We start from the raw sequence: 18,230 nt of genomic DNA, 5'->3' as shown, positions 1-18,230 counted from the left end.
CGACGGACTTCGCAGGACTTCAGGAAGTGACCGGATGCTAGGAAGGAGGGGACGCGGGGCATATACGGCACATGGCGTACATGCGGTCAGAATGGGTCATGCACATCCAGACCCACAACGATCGCGTGTTCACCGTTCCGGGTTTCCTCTCCCCGGAGGAATGCACCGAGGTGATCGCGCTGGCGGAGCAGAGCGGCTTCGACGCCGCGACGGTCCGGCTCGAGGCGGGGCAGCAGCTGCTGGCCCACATCCGCAACAACGAGCGGACGACGGTGGCCAGCGCCGCCTGGGTCGACCGGCTGTGGGCCCGGCTGCGGCAGCTGCCGCTGCCCGAGCTCGACGGCGCGCGCGCGGTGGGGCTGCCGCGGGCGTTGCGCTTCTACAAGTACACGGCGGGTCAGCGCTTCCGGATGCACAAGGACGGGCCGTGGCGCGAGGACGGGCTGGTGAGCCGGCTCAGCTTCCTGGTCTATCTGAACGAAGGCTTCGAAGGCGGCGAGACGGGTTTCCGGGACTTCGCGGTGCGGCCGAAGACCGGCGGCGCGCTGGTCTTCGTCCACGACACCTGGCATGAGGGCGCGCCGGTCACCTCGGGCACCAAGTACGTGCTTCGCTCGGACGTGATGTACGCGCCCAAGGTCGATGCCGCGGAGTCGAGGTTCGATTCGAAGTACGACTCCGGGTATGACTCCCGGTTCGATTCGACCTTCGGCGGGAGCGATCGCGGGGATGTCGGCGGGAGTGTCGGCGGTGGTGACCGCTCGTAACACCTCTAAGAAGTGTGCGTGCACCGCCGGACACGTCATGTCGTTGATGCAACATGCTGCCCCTTCCCGGGACGAGGTCGAGACCTCGGGGAACGAAGGCTGAAGAACAACTCCGAACAACAGGAAAGAACCAGGAGGTACCGCAATGACGATGACTGCGATGACTGGAACAACAACGACCCGTGCGATCGCGCGGATGGCCCAGGTGGTGCTGGCGGCGCTGACGCTGCTGGTGGCGATGCTGACGGGCACCTCGGCCTGGGCGGCGCGCGACGACGGCCAGTGGCAGATCCTGAACGCGCGCTACGGCACGTCGCAGCGCAACATGGACGTGACCGGCACGCTCCGGGAACTGGCGCGGCGCGACGACCGGGTCCGCGTGACCAACGAGCTGTTCGGCAACGATCCGGCCTACGGCCAGACGAAGACGCTGCGCATCTACGCGCGCAACCGCAACGGCGACAACCGCACCTTCGAGTTCCGCGAGGGCAGCGTCATCGACGGCAACGACTTCACCGGCTGGCGCGGCGGCGACTGGGGCCAGGGCGGCGGCGGCAACTGGGAAGGCGGCGGCGGTCGTGACGACGGCGCGTACGCGATCCTGGGTGCGCGTTACGGCGCGGCGGAAGGCAGCATCGACGTGACCGGCCGCCTGCGCGAGCTCGCGCGTCGCGACGCCAAGGTGCGCGTGACCAACGACCTGTTCCGCGACGACCCGGCGGTGGGCCGCACGAAGACGCTGCGCATCTATGCCCGCGACCGCAGCGGCCAGGTGCGGACCTTCGACTACCGGGAAGGCTCGTGGATCGACGGCGGCCAGTTCACCGGCTGGGGCCGCGGCGACTGGGGCCAGGGCGGTTGGAACGGCGGCTGGGACGGCCGTCCGGGCAGCCCGACCAACCCCGGCGGCTACAACCCCGGCGGTCAGGGTCCCGCACAGGATCAGCGGCTGAACATCGTGCGCGCCACCTACGGCGCCGGCGGGCGCTCGGTCGACGTGACGGACCGCCTGCGCAACATCAGCCGCGGCGGCGTGCTCGACGTCCGCGTCGACAACGACCTGGTGGGTCGCGATCCGGCCTACGGCGAGCAGAAGACGTTGCGCGTGACCTTCACGGTCGGTCGCAGCCGGGAGCAGACCCGGGAAGTGCGCGAGGGCGATCGGATCCGGTTGCCGTGAGCGTCTGTTGAGCGCCTGTTGAGCGCCATGGATCGCGAATGAGTGACGAGGGCCCCGGAAGGGGCCCTCGGCGTTTCAGAACATCGTCGAGCGGTGCGCGCCGAAGCCGGCCATCGCGCCGTCGGACACGGCGAGGGTCACGCTGCCAGCCGCGCGGGCGGCGTCGCCGCAGGCGAAGACGTGGGGCACGCTGGTGTCCTGCATCGGGCCGACCTTGATGAACGGGCCCATCGGGCCGTCCTCCATCACGCAGCCGAGCTGCGCGGCGATCGTGCTCGACGGCGTCGTGCGCGGCTGGGTGAAGAGGCCGTCCATGGTCAGCGTCCGGCCGTCCCGCAGCACCACATCGGCGAAGCCGTCGATGCGGACGATCGGCGTGGGCTCGACACGCGTGCCGCGGCGGGCGAACTCGTCGAGGTCGTCGGCGCTGGGCTCGTAATTGCCGTTCAGGAACAGCGTGGGCACGCCCCAGTCCGGCAGCATCATCGCGTGGTGCTGCGCCAGCGGCGATGCGGCGACGATGCCGATCCGGCCCTGGTCCAGCTCGTAGCCGTGGCAGTAGGGGCAATGGAAGACGCTGCGCCCCCAGCGCTCGGCGAGTCCAGGCACGGGAGGCAGCTCGTCGCGCACGCCGGTGGCGAGGATCAGCCGGCCCGCGCTGACGGCGACGTCGCCGACACGGAATTCGATCCGGCCATCCGGTGCCACGCGACCGTCGTCGGCGAGCCCGGACATCCACTGCACGGTCGGATAGAGCCGCAACTGACGGCGAGCCTCCTCGGCGATCGCGCCGGGCGCGCGGCCATCCTGTGTCAGAAAACCGTGCGCCTGTCCGTCGTGATCGTCGACGCATTGGTTGCGTCGCTGCCCCGCGTCGACGACGAGCACCTGCCGGCGCGCCCGCGCCAGTTGAAGCGCGGCGGCCATGCCGGCGTAGCTGCCGCCGATGACGGCGAAATCAATCTTCATGGTGGTGCTCCTCTAGGCGATGAGGCGCATGGCCGAGTTCGACCATGCGCTGGTGGAAGTCGCGGGACAGCGTGGCGAGGGTCACCGCGCCCAGCCGCTTCAGCAGCAGGGCTTCGGCTTCCTGCACGGCGGTGCCGAGCGCGTCGTTGACGGCGCGGGCGACGAGGCACTCCGGGTGTTCCTCTCGGAAGCCGAGGGACACCAACGACGGGCCGCCGAGCGCTTCATGCACGTCGCGCAGGGTGATGCGCTCCAGCGGGCAGGACAGCACCCAGCCGCCGCCGTGGCCTTTCGCGGAGGCGACGAAACCCGCCTCGCGCAGGCCGCCCATCAGGCGGCGCAGCACGACGGGGTTGGTCTGCATCGCGGCGGCGAGCGCCTCGGACGTCGACGGCCCGTCGCCCTCGGCCATGTGCAGCAGCACGTGGAGGACGTCGGACAGCTGGCTGTTGGATTTCATGCAACATTATGAGTTGCATGATGAAGTCATAGTCGTCAGTGGGGACTAAACGCGAGCGCTGCAGTTCCCAAAAATCTGCTATTTCTTTCCGAGTGTGCGCATGAGGCAATCGACGACTTCTTTGATCCGAATCTTGAGGAACCAGGGTATGAAGCGCAATCAACGAAAGAAAGAAGCAAAGGGAACGGAAGAGCCGCAACTCCGTTGCAGGGTCACCATCGTCAGTGAAGAGGAGATGTGGGCTTACAAGCGTGCCAAGCAAGCGAAGGACTACGCCAACGTCAGGTCCGGCAGGATTGACGGGATGGCCATGGGTTGGTTCTCCGAGGAACGCATGAAGACGGTGGAGATTCCCAACTCGCCCTATTGATCGGAGGTGCGCCGGGGAGGCGCGTCCTTCACTCCTGCTGCTGAGTCTGCTCCCGCCACTGCGCCGGCGTCCTTCCCTCCCACCGTCGGAACGCGCGCTGGAACGAATTGGCTTCTTCGAAGCCGAGGAAGAACGCGATCTCGCCGGGCGTGAACGCGGTGTCCGCAAGCAGGCGTCGCGCGGTTTCGAGGCGGACGTGATCCAGCACCGTCTGATAGCTGGTGCCGGCCTCGCCGAGGCGGCGCTGCAGCGAGCGGGCGCTCATGTTGAGTTCGCGCGCGAGGGTGTCGATGGTGGGGCGATCGCCTCGCATCATCCTCATCAGCACGGAGCGGGCCTGCGTCTCGATGTCGGGTTCGCCCATCGCGTCGAGCTGCGCGTCGAGCGCCGGTACGAGCACCGCGAGCAGGTCCTCGTTGCGCGTGACGAAGGGGAGATCCAGCGCCGCCGTGTCGTAGACCAGCGCGTCGCCCACGCAGCCGGTCCGCACCTCGCAACCGAAGTACGCGGCGTAGGCCCCGATATCCGGCGGCGTCCGGACCAGCTCCAAGCGGCGAGGCGCGACCGTCCGGCCGGTGCCCACACGCGCCAGCGCGTGCGCCGCCGCGAAGGCCGCATCGCTGATGATCTGGGGGCAGGGCTCTTTCGCCAGGATCCAGTGGAAGCTCAGGCGGGCCAGATCGTTGTCGCCATCGCGCTCGACGCGCACTTCCTCAGGACAGCACAGGCCCTTGTAGCGCGCGAGCCGAGCGAGTGCGTCGCCGAAGGTCGCCGAATGCAGCGCCGCCACCGAAACGGCCTCCAGCTGCGACGGACCGACCTCGCCGCCGATCTTCAATCCGATGAGCGGGTCGCCCGAGAGCTCCGCGACCGCGCGCCAGAAGGCGAAGAACTGCCGCGTGTCCAGGCTGGTGCCAGGTCGCCGGTTGAATCCCGCCGGGATGCCCGCCCGCGCCGCGACGACGTCCACGTCGAGGCCGAGCGCCGCCAGCCGCGCCGACACGGACGCCACCATCGGAATGTGGGTCGCTCTCATCGCACCTGCCTCATCGCATCTGCCTCATCGGATCTCTCCTATCGGATCTCTCTCATCGCATCGCCATCCTGATCATGCGGTCGAAGAGCCGGTCGGACAGGACATAGCGCAGGAAGAGCATCGGTGCGGCAAGGAAGCCGCCGTGGTATCGCGCCTTCGGGCGTTTCGCCTTGAGCGCCTTGATCACCAGGTCGCTGATCACCTTCGGTCCGGGGTTGTTGGTGATCTGCTTCTGCAGGTCGTTGAACTTGTTGGCGAGCCCGGCGTACGCGCCGGTGCCGGAGTGCCGCAGCGCTTCTTCCGAAGCGATGCCGGCCCATTCCGAAGCCACGCCGCCCGGTTCGATGACGACCACGTCGATGCCGAACTGTGCCACCTCGTTGCGCAGCGCGTCGGAGTAGCCTTCCAGCGCGAACTTCGAGGCGTGGTACCAGCCGCCCATCGGCGAGGCGAGCTTGCCGCCTATCGACGAGATGTTGATGATCTTCCCGCGACCCTGCGCCCGCATGGCGGGCAGGCAGAGCTGCACCAGCCGCGCCGCGCCGAACAGGTTGGTCTCCATCTGACGGCGTCCCTCCGCCAGGGGCACGTCTTCGAGCGCGCCGTACTGGCCGTAGCCGGCGTTGTTGATGAGGACGTCGATGCGCCCCTGCTCCGCGAGGATCCGTTCGACCGCGGACGACATCGAGTCGTCGTCGGTCACGTCCATGGTCAGCGTCCTGCCGCCGGCCGCGCGGACCGCTTCAAGCCGGTCGAACCGGCGGGCGGTGGCGTAGACGAGGTAGCCCTCGGCGATCAGGCGCAGGGCGAAATCCTTGCCCATGCCGGAGGAAGCGCCGGTGACGAGGGCGACGGGTTGTTGTTGGGGACGCATGTCGAGGGACGGGAGGTTGACGTGCCGCCATGGTCCGCGAGCGACGACCCGCGCGCCAATCCGATCCCGCCAGCCTGTCATCCGATCGCGCCAGCCGATCGCGCCGACCGATCACCCCACGACCTTCGTCACACCTCCCACTGCGGATGCATCTCCCTCACCCGTGTGAGCGCCATCGAGGCGGCCGCCGTGCGGGTCTCCACGCCCAGCTTCGCATGGATGCGCTCCAGGTGCTTCTTCACCGTCGCCGGGCTGGCGCCCAGGATCTCGCCGATGTCGCGGTTGATCTTGCCCTTCACGACCCAGTAGAGGACCTCGGCCTCGCGCGCCGTCAGGCTGAAGGCCAGCCCCAGCGAGCGGATCACCGCGACGTCCGACACCTCGCGCATCACGATCAGCCAGTCGCCGCCGGCAGCCGCGCCGACCGCGGGACCCGCCGGACCAGCCGGACTTGCTGGACTTGCTGGACTTGCCGCAGTCCCTCCGCCGGAGGTCTCCTCGCCGATGCAGTGGTGCAGCCGGAAGCTCAACCGCCGCGCGCCGAGCTCGGCGCACAGGCGGGCCGGCTCCTGCGGCGGCATGCCGTCCGCGGGGGAATGGGCCGCCATCTCGTCGAGCGTCCTGCGCAGCCACGCCAGCACCGGCGCCGGCGTCTGCGGCGCGATCGTGCCGTAGTAGAGCTGCAGCAGCTCGCGCGCCAGCGGCGTCTGCCACAGCAGCCGGCCCGAGGACGCGCGCACCGCGATGCTCGCGTAGCCGAAGGCGTCCAGCGCCTGGCGCGTCTGCCGCGCCTGCCGCGCGCCCTGCAGGTGGACCTGCATGCGCGCCAGCACCGCGCGCGGATCCAGCGGCTTGGTCACGTAGTCGACGCCGCCGGCCTGCAGCGCGGCGACCAGGTGCTCCGTCTCGGTCAGCCCCGTCATGAAGATGATGGGGATGTGCGCCGTCGAGGGATCCGCCTTCAGCCGCCGTGCGACCTCGAAACCGTCCATGCCCGGCATCATCGCGTCCAGCAGCACGATGTCGGGACGCCCCTGCTGCACGCAGGCCAGCGCGGCCTCGCCGCTGGTCGCCGCCAGCACGATGTAGCCGTGCTCGTCGAGCGCATCGTGCAGCAGCGACAGGTTGTCGGGCACGTCGTCCACCATCAGGACGCGATCGCCTTGCTGCTGGTCCAGCAGCGCGGCCACGGCGGAGGGGAGGGGAGGATTCATCGCAGATCGTCCAACATCGGTCGCGGTCGGGTCCGCGGGCATGGCGCGCGTCGTCATGCCCGTGCTCACGCGGGGTTCTCGCTGCGCGCGAGGGCGCGCAGCATCGCTTCAAACTGGAACTGCCGCGCCAGCGCGCGTTGGGCCTCGCAGAAGGGTGTCCACACGGCGTCGGCCGCCTCGATCGCGTCGAGCTGCTGCAGCACGCCGCGGTAGTAGCCGAGCTGCAACGCTTCCCGCAGTCCGGTCAGACGGTCGGCCGGCGGCGTCTCGACCGGTGCGGCCGGCTGCGGATCGGGCGCCGCGCGTTCGGGGCCGACGCGCCAGGACAGCGACAGTTGCTCGGTCAGCCAGTCCAGCAGCAGCTCGTGCCGCACCGGCTTGAGGATGAAGTCGCGCGCGGCGATGCCGGCATCGTTGTCCTGACCGCGTTCGAAGGCGTTCGCCGAGACCACCGCCACCGCCGGCGCGTTCACGCCGAGATCGCCCAGCATGCGCCGCAGCCGCCGGATCGTTTCCCAGCCGTCGATGCCGGGCATCGCCAGGTCCATCAGCACCGCGTCCGGCACCCATCCCGCCGCGACGAGGTCCAGCGCGTCGTGGCCGCTCGACGCGTCGCGCACGGTGAAGCCGAGCGGCTCCAGCAGCTCGATCAGCAGCTGGCGGTCGTCCGATTCGTTGTCGACGATCAGCACCCGAGGCGAGACGCCGTCCAGGCCGAGGCGTTCCTTCGCCGCGCGACGCATGCGCGGCGTGTCCCAGATGCGGCCGTGCAACTCCGGCAGGAACAGCCGCACACGGAAGGTCGAGCCGCGTCCGGGCTCGCTGGTCGCCGACATCTCGCCGCCCATCAGGGCCGTCAGCATCTTGGAGATCGTCAACCCCAGCCCCGCGCCCGGCGCGCCGCCGGCGCCGCTCGAGCCGCGGGCGAAGGGCTCGAAGATGCGCTCCAGTTCCGCCGCGTCCATGCCGGGGCCGGTGTCGGCGATCTCCAGCGTCGCCATCTCGCGGCCGTGCCGCACGCGCAGCGTGACCTCGCCCTCGGTGGTGAACTTGATCGCGTTGCCCAGCAGGTTGATGAGGATCTGGCGCAGGCGCTGTTCGTCCGCGCGCACCCACTCGGGCAAGGTGCCTTGCGGCTCGAAGCGGAAGCTTAGGCCCTTCGCCGCGGCCTGCGGCTCGAACATGTCGGCCAGCTCGCGCAGCAGCTCGTCGAAACGCACCGGCGCCGGTTCGAGACTCAGCCGGCCGGCCTCGATGCGGGCGATGTCCAGCGTGCCGTCGATCAGCTGCATCAGGTGCTCGCCGCCGCGCTTGATGACCTGCACCGCCTGGCGCCGCTGCGGCGGCAGCGAGGCGTCCGCCGCCATCAGCTGTGCATAGCCGAGGATGCTGTTCAGCGGCGTGCGCAGCTCGTGGCTGATGGTGCTGATGTAGCGGCTCTTGGCCTGGTTGGCGGCCTCTGCCGCGGCCTGCGCGCGCTCGGCTTGCAGGCGGGCGCCCTGCAGCGCCTCGTCGGTGCGGCGGTGGGAGGCGATCTCGCGCATCAGCGCCTGCGTCTGGCGCTTGGATTCCTCCTGCGCGACCTCGCGGCTCTGGTGCGCCAGCACCAGCCACCACGCGACCGTGCCCGCCACCAGCAGCAGCGCGAAGAACGCCTTCAGCATCCCTGCCTTGAGGCTGGCGCGCAGCGCGTCCTGGGCGGCGATGTCGATCAGCGGCAGTTGCGGCAGCTGCTGCAGCTGCTGGTGGTAGAGCAGCCCGAAGAGCGTCGCCAGCAGCGGCGTGAGCACGAGCATCAGCAGCAGGTAGTGACCGAGGCCGGTGTCGATGTAGCGCCAGCTGCGCTGCGGCAGCACGCGGCGCAGCGCGGCGGTCCACTGCGCGGACAGGCTCGCATGCGGCTTGCACAGGTCGCCGCAGCGCGCGTCCAGCGTGCAGCACAGCGAGCAGATCGGACCGCGGTAGGCCGGGCAGTGCGCCATGTCCGGGCCTTCGTAGTCGCGCTCGCAGATGACGCAGCGCCGCACGGCGCCAGCGCCCTCGGTCTGGAATCCGGCGGCCTGGATCTCCGACAGCGGGCGCGCGAGGTAGTAGCGTCCTTTCGTCGCCCAGGCGATCAGGGGCGCGGTGACCAGCGCGGTCACCATCGCGATCGCCGCGGACCACGCCTGCGCCAGCGTGCCCATCAGCCCGAGGTGCGCCGCCACCGACAGCACCGACGCCAGCGCCATCGCGCCGACGCCGACCGGGTTGACGTCGTACAGGTGGGCGCGCTTGAACTCGATGCCCGGCGGCGAGAGCCCGAGCGGCTTGTTGATCACCAGGTCGGCGACGACGGCCATGATCCAGGCGATGGCGATGTTGGCGTAGAGGCCGAGCACGTGCCCGAGCGCCTCGAACACGTTCATCGACATCAGCATGAAGGCGATCAGCGTGTTGAACACCACCCAGACGACGCGGCCCGGGTGGCTGTGCGTCAGCCGGGAGAAGAAGTTGCTCCACGCCAGCGAGCCCGCGTAGGCGTTGGTGACGTTGATCTTGAGCTGCGAGACGACGACGAACAGCGCCGTCACCGCGACCGCCCAGCCGTACTGCGGGAACACGTACTCGTAGGCGGCGAGGTACATCTGGTTGGGGTCGACGGCGCGCTCGGCGGGCACCGCGTGGCTGACGGCGAGGTAGGCCAGCAGCGCGCCGCCGAGCATCTTGAGCACGCCCAGCACGATCCAGCCCGGCCCGCCGGCCAGCACGGCGGCCCACCAGCGGAACCGGTTCTCCTTCGTCTGGCGGGGCATGAAGCGCAGGTAGTCGGCCTGCTCGCCCATCTGGGTGATGAGCGCCACGCCGACGGTCAGCGCCGCACCGAAGGCGTGCAGGTCGAAGGCCGCCGTGCCCGACTGCGACCCAATCTGGGTCGTGATGCCGTCGAATGCACCAGGATGAAGCCAGCCCACCCAGGCGAAAGGCAGCACCAGCAGCGCCAGCCACAGCGGCTGGGTCCACAGCTGCAGCCGGCTGATGGCCGAGATGCCGTGCGTCACCAGCGGGATGACGACCAGCGCGCAGATCAGGTAGCCCCACTGCGGCGGGATGTCGAGCGCCAGCTCCAGCGCATAGGCCATCACCGCCGCTTCGAGGGCGAAGAAGATGAAGGTGAAGCTCGCGTAGATCAGCGAGGTCAGCGTCGAGCCGATGTAGCCGAAGCCCGCGCCGCGCGTCAGCAGGTCCATGTCCACGCCGTGGCGCGCCGCGTAGACGCTGATCGGCAGACCGGCCAGGAAGATGATCAGCCCCGTGGCCATGATCGCCAGCGCCGCGTTGGTCCAGCCGTACTGCAGCAGCAGCGTCGCGCCGACCGCCTCCAGGATCAGGAAGGACGCCGCCCCGAAAGCGGTGTTGGCCACCCGCCAGGTCGACCAGCGCCGGAACCGGTGCGGCGTGTAGCGCAGCGCGTAGTCCTCCAGCGTCTCCCTCGCCACCCAGGCGTTGTAGTCCCGCCGCAGCTTGATGATGTGCTGCGGGGCGTCTTGGGAGGGAAGCGGCGCGTCCATGGGCCACCAGGAAACGCATGAAGCGTGCCCGCACCGGCATGGGGCTTGCTAGAGCAGCAGGACCATGGAACTGACGCCTCGCGAAAAAGACAAGCTGCTGATCTTCACCGCCGCGCTGCTCGCTGAGCGGCGCAAGGCGCGGGGTCTGAAGCTCAACTATCCGGAAGCCGTCGCCTTCCTCAGCGCCGCCGTCATGGAAGGCGCCCGCGACGGCAAGACCGTCGCGCAGATGATGAAGGAAGGCCGCGAGCTCCTCACCCGCGACGACGTCATGGACGGCGTGCCGGAAATGATCCCCGACATCCAGGTCGAGGCGACCTTCCCCGACGGCACCAAGCTCGTCACCGTCCACCAGCCGATCCCCTGATCCCGGATCTCCGATCTCCGAGCCTCTGACCCACCGACTCCCCTGAGGACAGCGATGACCGCACGATTCCTTCCCGTGTCCTTCACCGACGCCGCCGTGACCGCCGTCCAGGCGCTCGCCCTGACCGTCGCCGCCGTGCTGCCCGTCTTCGTCTTCGCCCACACCGGCGAAGGCGTCCCGCACGACCACGGCACGCTGAGCACCGGTGCCGCGTTCGGCGCCGGCTTCTCCCATCCGTTCACCGGCCTCGACCACCTCGCCGCGATGCTCGCCGTCGGCCTGTGGAGCGCGCTGACGCAGACCGGCCGCCGCATGCTGGCGGCCCCGTTCGCCTTCGCCGGGCTGCTGCTGGCGGGCGCGCTGGTCGGATTCGCGCTCGCGGACGAAGGCTTCCAGGTGCCAGGTGTTGAGCCCATGGTCGCCGCCTCGGTCCTCGTGCTGGGCCTGGTCGCCGCCGCGCGCTGGCGTCTGGGCGCGACGATGTCCGCCGCGCTGGTCGGCGCCTTCGCCGTCTTCCACGGCCTGGCGCATGGCGCCGAGCTGCAAGGCGGCGCCGCGCTCGCCGGCATGGTCCTGGCGACCGCGCTGCTGCATGCGGGCGGTCTCGCCCTGGGCTTGAAGCTGCGTTCGCTCGCGCCGGTCTGGTCGCGCGCCGCGGGCGGCGCGATCGCGCTGCTTGGCCTGGGGCTGCTCGCCCGCATGGTGGTCGCATGATGCCCGGCATGACCCCTGGCGAGCTGCTGGTCGACGACGGCGAGCTGATGCTCAACCCAGGCCGCCGCACGCTGACGCTGACCGTGGTCAACGGCGCGGACCGGCCCATCCAGGTCGGTTCCCACTACCACTTCGCCGAAACCAACGGCGCGCTGGTCTTCGACCGCGAAGCCGCGCGCGGCATGCGCCTGAACATCGCGTCCGGCACCGCCGTGCGCTTCGAGCCCGGCCAGCAACGCACCGTGGAGCTGGTCGACTACGCCGGCAGCCGCGAGGTCTGGGGTTTCCGCGGCCTGATCCAGGGAGCGCTCTGATGGCCCGCATCGGCAGACGCGCCTACGCCGAGATGTTCGGCCCCACGGTCGGCGACCGTGTCCGGCTGGCCGACACCGCGCTCGTGATCGAGGTCGAGCAGGACCTGACGCTGCGCGCCGGTGGTTACGGCGAGGAGGTGAAGTTCGGCGGCGGCAAGACCATCCGCGACGGCATGGCGCAGTCGCAGCGCACGCGCGCGCAGGGCGCCGTCGACACGGTGATGACGAACGCGCTGATCCTCGACCACTGGGGCATCGTCAAGGCCGACATCGGCCTGAAGGACCACCGCATCGTCGCGATCGGCAAGGCCGGCAACCCGGACACGCAGCCGGGCGTGGACATCGTCATCGGCCCCGGTACCGAGGTCATCGCCTGCGAGGGGGCGATCGTCACGGCGGGCGCCATCGATTCGCACATCCACTTCATCTGCCCGCAGCAGATCGAGGAAGCGCTGGCCAGCGGCGTGACGACCATGCTGGGCGGCGGCACCGGTCCCGCGACCGGCACCTTCGCCACCACCTGCACGCCGGGACCGTGGCACATCGAGCGCATGCTGCAGGCCGCCGACGCGTTCCCGATGAACCTGGGCTTCCTCGGCAAGGGCAACGCCAGCCGGCCCGAAGGCCTGGTCGAGCAGATCGAGGCCGGCGCGATCGGCCTGAAGCTGCACGAGGACTGGGGCACGACGCCGGCGGCGATCTCCAACTGCCTGGACGTGGCCGAGGTCACCGACACGCAGGTGGCGATCCACACCGACACGCTCAACGAGAGCGGCTTCGTCGAGGACACGGTGGCCGCCTTCAAGGGGCGCACCATCCACACCTTCCATACGGAGGGCGCCGGCGGCGGCCATGCGCCGGACATCCTGAAGGTCGTCGGCGAGGCCAACGTGCTGCCCAGCTCGACCAACCCGACGCGGCCCTACACGATCAACACGCTCGACGAGCACGTCGACATGCTGATGGTTTGCCACCACCTGGACCCCGCGATCGCCGAGGACCTGGCTTTCGCCGAGAGCCGCATCCGCAAGGAGACCATCGCGGCCGAGGACATCCTGCACGACCTCGGCGCGATCAGCATGTTCAGCTCGGACTCGCAGGCGATGGGCCGCGTGGGCGAGGTGGTGCTGCGCTGCTGGCAGACCGCGCACAAGATGAAGCAGCAGCGCGGCCAGCTGCCCGGCGACAGCGATCGCCACGACAACGGCCGCGTGAAACGCTACGTCGCCAAGCTGGCGATCAATCCGGCAATCGCGCACGGCGTCAGCCACGAGGTCGGCAGCATCGAGGTCGGCAAGTGGGCCGACCTGGTGATCTGGAAGCCGGCATTCTTCGGCGTCAAGCCCTCGCTGATCCTCAAGGGCGGCGTGATCGCGATGGCGGCGATGGGCGATCCCAACGCGTCCATCCCGACGCCGCAGCCGGTGCACTACCGGCCGATGTTCGGCAGCTTCGGGGGATCGCTGGCGCGCGCCTCGCTGAGCTTCGTGTCGCAGGCGGCGATCGCGGCCGGCGCGCCGCAGCGCTACGGTCTGGCCAAGACCGCGGTCGCGGTGAAGGGCATCCGCGGCGTGGGCAAGAAGGACATGGTCCGCAACGACTACGCCCCGCGGATGGAGGTCGATCCCCAGACCTACGCGGTGCGCGCCGACGGCCTGCTGCTGCACTGCGAGCCCGCCTCGGTGCTGCCGATGGCGCAGCGCTACTTCCTGTTCTGAGGCGGCTCCACCAGCGCCCGGTGGAAGACTTCGAGCGCCTGGCCGAGATTGCCGAGCGCCTGCGCATGGACCAGCCACAGGTCCAGCGTCAACGAGAAGTCGGCCGCCTCCACGACGGAGAGCCCCGGCAGGTGGCTGCTGGCGGCCAGCAGGCTGCGCGGCGCCAGTCCCAGCCCCATCCCCGCGGCGACGAGGCGCAGCTGCGTTTCGGTGCCGTGCACGTCGACCCCCAGGCGCAGGGGCTTTCCGACGCCCTCCATCGCGCGCTGCAGCGCGGCGCGATAGCCGCAGCCCTGCGGATTGAGGATCCATTCGGCGTCGGCCAACCGGCCGATGCTTGAGCGGTCCGGAACGACCGGCGCGTCCTTGCTCTGCACGATCAGCACGTCGAAGGTGGCGATGTGTTGCGCGGCCATGCCCGCCGGCGGCACGCTCCCCGCCGGCAGCATGAGGACCGCCGCGTCGAGCTCGCCCTGTGCGACCGACTTCTGGAGCGTCGTGCTCCAGTCCGTGCGGCACCTCAGATCCAGGGCCGGGAAGCTGGTCCTCAGGCGCATGGCGATCTCGAACAGCGCGACGTCCGCGATGACCTGAGGCAGACCGATCCTGAAGGTGCCGGTGGGCGCCTCGCCGTCCCGGGCGATCCGCTTCAGGCGATCGATGTCGCGCAGGATGGCCCCGCCCGATTGATGGATGCGCCGCCCCACGGCCGTGGCCGTCGGCGGTCGCGTCGACCGGTCGAGCAGCGGCGTGCCCAGCATGTCCTCCAGCTGCTGGACGCGGCGCGACACCGCCGACTGCGTGAGGGACAGCCGGTCCGCCGCCTTCGTCAGCGAACTCGTGTCCACGACGGCGATGAAGGCTTTGAGTTCGTCGAGCATGGCGGTTCCCGGTGTCGCTGCAGTATGCGTGCGACGCATTCTATGCATGAGAACTATTCGATTGATCGATGCTAAGCGGCTGCGTATGGTTCAGCCATCGACCCGCCACGCGGTCTTCAGCAGCATCGAGTCCACCATGCCCCTCGTCCGAATCAACATCGCCAGGACGGCCTCCGTCGACACCGTCCGTGCGATCAGCACCGTCGTCTACGACGCGATGACCCGCGTCGCGGGCGTCCCCGCCAACGACAAGTTCCAGATCGTCACCCGGCACGCGGAGGACGAGCTGATCTATCCGGCGCAGGGCTACCTCGGCATCACCTACACGCCGGACATCGTCTTCATCCAGGTCACCTGGAACGCCGGCCGGACGGTCGAGGTGAAGCAGGCCTTCTACAAGGCGGTCGCCGAAGGCATCGCCGGGAAGACCGGGCTGCGCATCCAGGACGTCGTCATCAACCTGGTCGACGTGGCCCGCGAGGACTGGTCCTTCGGCAACGGCGAGATGCAGTACGCGCCCAAGACGGCCTGAGCCGGCATGGCCGGAAAACCATGTCGATGCGACATGGTCCGGAAGGATCGGGTCCGATAAGTTCGACCGCATCCAATCGTCATTGCCAAGGAACCGTTTCATGTCACAGATCGCCTTGCTCGGCGTGGGCGCGATGGGATCGCGCATGGCCCTCAATCTCCTGAGAGCCGGCCATCGCGTGACCGTGTGGAACCGCCGCCCCGCCGCGGCGAAGGCGCTCGTCGAGGCCGGCGCGCGCTGGGCGGGAACCCCGAAGGACGCCGCTGCCGGCGCCGAATTCGTCATCGCGATGGTGCGCGACAACGAGGCCTCCCGGCAGGTCTGGATCGAGCCGGAGACCGGTGCCGCGGTGGGCATGCAGGCGGGAAGCATCGCCATCGAGAGCTCGACGCTGACCCCGGCATGGACACGGGAACTGGGCGCGACGCTGGCCGCGCGCGGGATTCCGCTGCTCGACGCGCCTGTCGTCGGGAGCACGCCCCAGGCAGAGCTGGCGCAGCTGATCTATCTCGTCGGCGGGGACGCCGCGATCTATGCGCGCTCGCAGGACGTCCTGACGGCGATGGGATCCAGCCTCCACCACGTCGGCCCCCTGGGCTCGGGCGCCATGGCGAAGCTCGTCACCAACGCCCTGCTGGGCGTGCAGGTGACGACCATCGCCGAATTGATCGGGCTGCTGAAGTGGTCCGGCATCGACGCGTCGCGCGTGCTGGCGGCCGTGTCCAGGACGCCCGCCTGGAGCGCCGTGGCGGGCCGCGTATCCGACCTCATGCTGGGCGAGAACCACGCCCCGCAGTTCCCCATCGAACTCATCGACAAGGACTTCGGCTATGTGCTGTCGGCCGCCGCCGACACCTCGGACGTGCCGACGATCGCGGCAGCGGGCGAGGTGTTCCGCACCGCGATGGCCAGGGGCCTCGGCCGCGACAACATGACCGGTGTCATCAAGCTGTTCACGTAGACCAATGGAAGCAACCATGAAGCTGGAAGGAAAGATCGCCCTCGTCACCGGAGCGAACTCCGGGATCGGACTGGCCACGGCCAGGACCTTGATCGCGCAGGGCGCCGCACGCGTCTATCTGACGGGACGGCGGGCGCAGGAACTCGAAGCGGCGGCCGCGTCCCTGGGCGAGCGCGCCGTCGCCGTCGTCGGCGACGTCACCCGGCCCGCCGACCTGGACCGGCTCTACGAGCGGGTGAAGGCGGAGTCGGGCCGTCTCGACATCGTCTGCGCCAACGCCGGCTTCGCCGCGTGGCGCCGCTGGGCGGCCTGACCGAGGAGCACGTGGACGGGCTGCTGGACACCAACGTCAAGGGCGTGGTCTGGACCGTGCAGAAGGCGCTGCCGCTGATGGGTCCGGGCGGATCCATCATTCTTCTGGCCTCGATCGTCGCCAGCAAGGGCTTCGCCAACTGGAGCATCTACAGCGCGACGAAAGCCGCGGTGCGGTCCTTCGCCCGGACCTGGGCCTCCGACCTGAAGGGGCGCGACATCCGCGTCAACGCCGTCAGTCCAGGCGTCATCAAGACGCCGGGCCATGAAAAGACGGGCCTGGCGCCTGAGCAGTTCGACGGCTTCTTCGACTACGCTGCATCCATCACGCCGCTGTCGCGCACCGGGCGTGACGACGAGGTCGCGCAGGTCATCGCCTTCCTGGCCTCCGACGAGAGCAGTTTCGTGACCGGCAGCGAGTTCTTCGTCGACGGCGGCGTCGCGCAGGTCTGAACTCTGGAGACACCCATGCCCTATCTGCAGCTCGATGTGAACGACCATTACCCGGCCGAGACCAAGCGTCTGCTGGCCAGGAAGATGAGCGAAACCTACGCGGAGATGATGTCCGTCGACATCCGGCGGATCAGCGTCGCCATCCGTGAACTCGGCGAGGGCGGGGTCTGGCGCATCCCCGAGATCGGCGAGGAGCCGACGCCCGTGGCGCTGATGATGCTGGACATCCGCAAGGGGCGGCCGCCCGAACTGCGGATGCAGGTCGCCAAGGCGCTGTGCGCCCATTGCATCGAGGTCCTCGGGCTGCGGGAAGATCGGCTCAACGTCGAGTTCACGCAGCACACCGGCGATGAGATGTACCACCCGACACTGGGCGGCTACAGCCCGGACTGGACGCCGGACGAGGCCTGATCGGTCCGTCGCATCGGATCGCGACGACCGTCGCTTCAGACCGCCGCTTCAGACCACCGCTTCAGACCACCGCTTCAGACGGTCATCTCCGGCGGGAGCGACAGGCGCTGGATCGCCTGGGGCGGCTGCCCGAAGGCGCGCAGGAACGCCTGGCGCATGCGCTCGCGATCGCCGAAACCCGTCTCGCGCGCGATCACCTCGATCGGATGGCGGGTCGTCTCCATCATGAGGCGCGCGGCTTCCACGCGCAGCCGCTCGACCGCCTTCGCCGGCGATTGGCCTGTCTCCTCGCGGAACACGCGGCTGAACTGACGCGGACTCAGACGGGCCGCCTCGGCCAGCGCCTCGACCGACAGATCGCCGGCCAGGTTCTCCTTGACGAAGTTCAGCGCGAGCTGGACGCGGTCCGACTTCGCATCCAGCTCCAGCAGGGCTGAGAACTGCGACTGGCCGCCGCCGCGGCGTTGATACACGACCAGCTTGCGCGCGACGGAGCGCGCGATCTCCGATCCCAGATCCTTCTCGACGATGGCGAGCGCCAGGTCGACGCCGGCGCTCATGCCGGCCGAGGTCCAGATCGGTCCGTCCACGATGAAGATCCGATCCTCCTCCAGCCGCACGTCGGGGTACTGCTGACGGAAGGCCTGGGCGTGGTACCAGTGCGTCGTGGCGCGTCTGCCTTCGAGCAGGCCCGCCGCCGCGAGCACGAAGGCGCCCGTGCACACCGAGGTCACGCGCCGCGACTGCTCCGGCGCCGTGGCCAGGAAGTCCAGCAGGCTCTGCGGCGGCAGCCGGCACTCGTTGTCGCCGGTCACGATGAGCGTGTCGTAGGTGCGCGCGCGCAGCTTCTCGGTGTGCACCGAGAAGCCTTGCGAGCAGGTCGTGAGACCGCCGCGTTCCGACACCAGCGTGAATTCATACGCCGGCGTTTCGCTCATCAGGTTGGCGTACTCGAACACCGTGAGCACCGCCAGGCCGAGCGCCTGGAAGTTGGGATAGACGAGCAGTCCGATGGAATGCATGAGCCATCAATCGCGATGAAAGCAGCCACTGTATTTCACCGCTGAGCCCTCAGGGAACGCCTGCAGAGATCGCCCCCGTCCCGCCTGGGGGTGATGCCGGTGGCATGGCCGGATTCATTGCATC

At 69.3% G+C, this 18,230-nt stretch carries 18 protein-coding genes and 1 pseudogene; 11 read left to right on the top strand and 8 right to left on the bottom strand.

Annotated elements, in window-relative coordinates; translation table 11 throughout:
- The first annotated feature begins 98 nt into the window (after positions 1–98).
- Positions 99–767 carry a prolyl hydroxylase family protein gene (locus ACQZ13_RS23460; RefSeq protein WP_431048306.1) on the top strand — a complete coding sequence of 223 codons (669 nt, stop codon included), beginning with the start codon at positions 99–101 and terminating at the stop codon, positions 765–767.
- Between the two features lie 145 nt (positions 768–912).
- Positions 913–1,947 (top strand): hypothetical protein, encoded by a 1,035-nt coding sequence (locus ACQZ13_RS23455; protein ID WP_431048305.1) that lies wholly within the window; start codon positions 913–915, stop codon positions 1,945–1,947.
- A gap of 75 nt (positions 1,948–2,022) precedes the next feature.
- Here ACQZ13_RS23455 and ACQZ13_RS23450 read toward each other — a convergent pair whose 3' ends face one another.
- Positions 2,023–2,916 carry an NAD(P)/FAD-dependent oxidoreductase gene (locus tag ACQZ13_RS23450; RefSeq protein WP_431048304.1) on the bottom strand — a complete coding sequence of 298 codons (894 nt, stop codon included), beginning with the start codon at positions 2,914–2,916 and terminating at the stop codon, positions 2,023–2,025.
- Positions 2,906–3,376, bottom strand: coding sequence for an Rrf2 family transcriptional regulator (locus ACQZ13_RS23445; RefSeq protein WP_431048303.1), 471 nt, complete (start codon positions 3,374–3,376; stop codon positions 2,906–2,908). Before ACQZ13_RS23445 ends, ACQZ13_RS23450 begins: the two co-directional genes overlap by 11 nt.
- 148 nt (positions 3,377–3,524) lie before the next feature.
- On the opposite strand from ACQZ13_RS23445, the gene ACQZ13_RS23440 reads away from it, so the two are divergent.
- Entirely contained in the window at positions 3,525–3,746 is a 222-nt protein-coding gene (locus tag ACQZ13_RS23440; protein WP_431048302.1) for a hypothetical protein, read from the top strand.
- 28 nt (positions 3,747–3,774) lie between these two features.
- Here ACQZ13_RS23440 and ACQZ13_RS23435 read toward each other — a convergent pair whose 3' ends face one another.
- The 4 genes from ACQZ13_RS23435 to ACQZ13_RS23420 all read right to left on the bottom strand — a co-directional run bounded on the left by ACQZ13_RS23435 (position 3,775) and on the right by ACQZ13_RS23420 (position 10,421).
- Positions 3,775–4,782: an AraC family transcriptional regulator gene (locus tag ACQZ13_RS23435; protein WP_431048301.1), complete on the bottom strand. Its 1,008-nt coding sequence runs from the start codon at positions 4,780–4,782 to the stop codon at positions 3,775–3,777.
- Positions 4,783–4,834: 52 nt separating this feature from the next.
- Positions 4,835–5,656, bottom strand: coding sequence for an oxidoreductase (locus ACQZ13_RS23430; RefSeq protein ID WP_431048300.1), 822 nt, complete (start codon positions 5,654–5,656; stop codon positions 4,835–4,837).
- Between the two features lie 128 nt (positions 5,657–5,784).
- Entirely contained in the window at positions 5,785–6,870 is a 1,086-nt protein-coding gene (locus ACQZ13_RS23425) for a response regulator transcription factor (RefSeq protein ID WP_431048299.1), read from the bottom strand.
- Between the two features lie 65 nt (positions 6,871–6,935).
- Complete coding sequence (locus ACQZ13_RS23420; protein WP_431048298.1) at positions 6,936–10,421, bottom strand: hybrid sensor histidine kinase/response regulator; 3,486 nt, start codon at positions 10,419–10,421, stop codon at positions 6,936–6,938.
- A 64-nt stretch (positions 10,422–10,485) separates the two neighbouring features.
- Here ACQZ13_RS23420 and ACQZ13_RS23415 point away from each other — a divergent pair, with 64 nt between their 5' ends.
- Genes ACQZ13_RS23415 through ureC form a run of 4 tightly spaced genes read left to right on the top strand, consistent with a single transcriptional unit; the run spans position 10,486 to position 13,534 of the window.
- Positions 10,486–10,788, top strand: coding sequence for an urease subunit gamma (locus ACQZ13_RS23415; protein ID WP_067283776.1), 303 nt, complete (start codon positions 10,486–10,488; stop codon positions 10,786–10,788).
- A 54-nt stretch (positions 10,789–10,842) separates the two neighbouring features.
- Positions 10,843–11,502 (top strand): HupE/UreJ family protein, encoded by a 660-nt coding sequence (locus ACQZ13_RS23410; protein ID WP_431048297.1) that lies wholly within the window; start codon positions 10,843–10,845, stop codon positions 11,500–11,502.
- Positions 11,503–11,510: 8 nt separating this feature from the next.
- A complete protein-coding gene (locus ACQZ13_RS23405; protein ID WP_431048296.1) occupies positions 11,511–11,816 on the top strand; it encodes an urease subunit beta in 306 nt (101 codons plus the stop codon).
- Positions 11,816–13,534: an urease subunit alpha gene (gene ureC, locus ACQZ13_RS23400; RefSeq protein ID WP_431048295.1), complete on the top strand. Its 1,719-nt coding sequence runs from the start codon at positions 11,816–11,818 to the stop codon at positions 13,532–13,534. The genes ACQZ13_RS23405 and ureC overlap by 1 nt, the downstream gene beginning before the upstream one ends.
- Here the strand turns inward: ureC and ACQZ13_RS23395 are convergent.
- The gene (locus tag ACQZ13_RS23395; protein WP_431048294.1) at positions 13,519–14,415 is read right to left on the bottom strand and encodes a LysR family transcriptional regulator; all 897 of its coding nucleotides are present in this window, start codon (positions 14,413–14,415) and stop codon (positions 13,519–13,521) included. The two genes, ureC and ACQZ13_RS23395, sit on opposite strands and share 16 nt — an antisense overlap.
- Before the next feature lie 136 nt (positions 14,416–14,551).
- Here ACQZ13_RS23395 and ACQZ13_RS23390 point away from each other — a divergent pair, with 136 nt between their 5' ends.
- From ACQZ13_RS23390 to ACQZ13_RS23375, 4 genes and pseudogenes are all read left to right on the top strand, one after another.
- Positions 14,552–14,947, top strand: a complete 396-nt coding sequence (locus tag ACQZ13_RS23390; RefSeq protein WP_431048293.1) for a tautomerase family protein — start codon at positions 14,552–14,554, stop codon at positions 14,945–14,947.
- 100 nt (positions 14,948–15,047) lie between these two features.
- A complete protein-coding gene (locus tag ACQZ13_RS23385; RefSeq protein WP_431048292.1) occupies positions 15,048–15,908 on the top strand; it encodes an NAD(P)-dependent oxidoreductase in 861 nt (286 codons plus the stop codon).
- Positions 15,909–15,924: 16 nt separating this feature from the next.
- A pseudogene (locus ACQZ13_RS23380) lies at positions 15,925–16,673 on the top strand (SDR family NAD(P)-dependent oxidoreductase).
- A 15-nt stretch (positions 16,674–16,688) separates the two neighbouring features.
- Positions 16,689–17,084: a tautomerase family protein gene (locus ACQZ13_RS23375; RefSeq protein ID WP_431048291.1), complete on the top strand. Its 396-nt coding sequence runs from the start codon at positions 16,689–16,691 to the stop codon at positions 17,082–17,084.
- A 74-nt stretch (positions 17,085–17,158) separates the two neighbouring features.
- On the opposite strand, the gene ACQZ13_RS23370 is transcribed toward ACQZ13_RS23375, so the two are convergent.
- Positions 17,159–18,106: a GlxA family transcriptional regulator gene (locus tag ACQZ13_RS23370; RefSeq protein ID WP_431048290.1), complete on the bottom strand. Its 948-nt coding sequence runs from the start codon at positions 18,104–18,106 to the stop codon at positions 17,159–17,161.
- Positions 18,107–18,230: the final 124 nt, after the last annotated feature.

This window comes from Roseateles sp. L2-2, from assembly GCF_050613215.1.
Lineage (GTDB): Bacteria > Pseudomonadota > Gammaproteobacteria > Burkholderiales > Burkholderiaceae_C > Roseateles > Roseateles noduli.
Note: the sequence above shows the minus strand (reverse complement) of the source record. Positions and strands in the feature narration are given on the sequence as shown.

Coding starts and splice junctions, on each gene's coding strand:
- ACQZ13_RS23395 (WP_431048294.1), bottom strand. CDS start 14,415: ATGCTCGACGAACTCAAAGCCTTCATCGCCGTCGTGGACACGAGTTCG.
- ACQZ13_RS23370 (WP_431048290.1), bottom strand. CDS start 18,106: ATGCATTCCATCGGACTGCTCGTCTATCCCAACTTCCAGGCGCTCGGC.
- ACQZ13_RS23410 (WP_431048297.1), top strand. CDS start 10,843: ATGACCGCACGATTCCTTCCCGTGTCCTTCACCGACGCCGCCGTGACC.
- ACQZ13_RS23425 (WP_431048299.1), bottom strand. CDS start 6,870: ATGAATCCTCCCCTCCCCTCCGCCGTGGCCGCGCTGCTGGACCAGCAG.
- ACQZ13_RS23385 (WP_431048292.1), top strand. CDS start 15,048: ATGTCACAGATCGCCTTGCTCGGCGTGGGCGCGATGGGATCGCGCATG.
- ACQZ13_RS23430 (WP_431048300.1), bottom strand. CDS start 5,656: ATGCGTCCCCAACAACAACCCGTCGCCCTCGTCACCGGCGCTTCCTCC.
- ACQZ13_RS23450 (WP_431048304.1), bottom strand. CDS start 2,916: ATGAAGATTGATTTCGCCGTCATCGGCGGCAGCTACGCCGGCATGGCC.
- ACQZ13_RS23445 (WP_431048303.1), bottom strand. CDS start 3,376: ATGAAATCCAACAGCCAGCTGTCCGACGTCCTCCACGTGCTGCTGCAC.
- ACQZ13_RS23440 (WP_431048302.1), top strand. CDS start 3,525: ATGAAGCGCAATCAACGAAAGAAAGAAGCAAAGGGAACGGAAGAGCCG.
- ACQZ13_RS23405 (WP_431048296.1), top strand. CDS start 11,511: ATGACCCCTGGCGAGCTGCTGGTCGACGACGGCGAGCTGATGCTCAAC.
- ACQZ13_RS23460 (WP_431048306.1), top strand. CDS start 99: ATGCACATCCAGACCCACAACGATCGCGTGTTCACCGTTCCGGGTTTC.
- ACQZ13_RS23420 (WP_431048298.1), bottom strand. CDS start 10,421: ATGGACGCGCCGCTTCCCTCCCAAGACGCCCCGCAGCACATCATCAAG.
- ACQZ13_RS23390 (WP_431048293.1), top strand. CDS start 14,552: ATGCCCCTCGTCCGAATCAACATCGCCAGGACGGCCTCCGTCGACACC.
- ACQZ13_RS23435 (WP_431048301.1), bottom strand. CDS start 4,782: ATGAGAGCGACCCACATTCCGATGGTGGCGTCCGTGTCGGCGCGGCTG.
- ACQZ13_RS23415 (WP_067283776.1), top strand. CDS start 10,486: ATGGAACTGACGCCTCGCGAAAAAGACAAGCTGCTGATCTTCACCGCC.
- ureC (WP_431048295.1), top strand. CDS start 11,816: ATGGCCCGCATCGGCAGACGCGCCTACGCCGAGATGTTCGGCCCCACG.
- ACQZ13_RS23375 (WP_431048291.1), top strand. CDS start 16,689: ATGCCCTATCTGCAGCTCGATGTGAACGACCATTACCCGGCCGAGACC.
- ACQZ13_RS23455 (WP_431048305.1), top strand. CDS start 913: ATGACGATGACTGCGATGACTGGAACAACAACGACCCGTGCGATCGCG.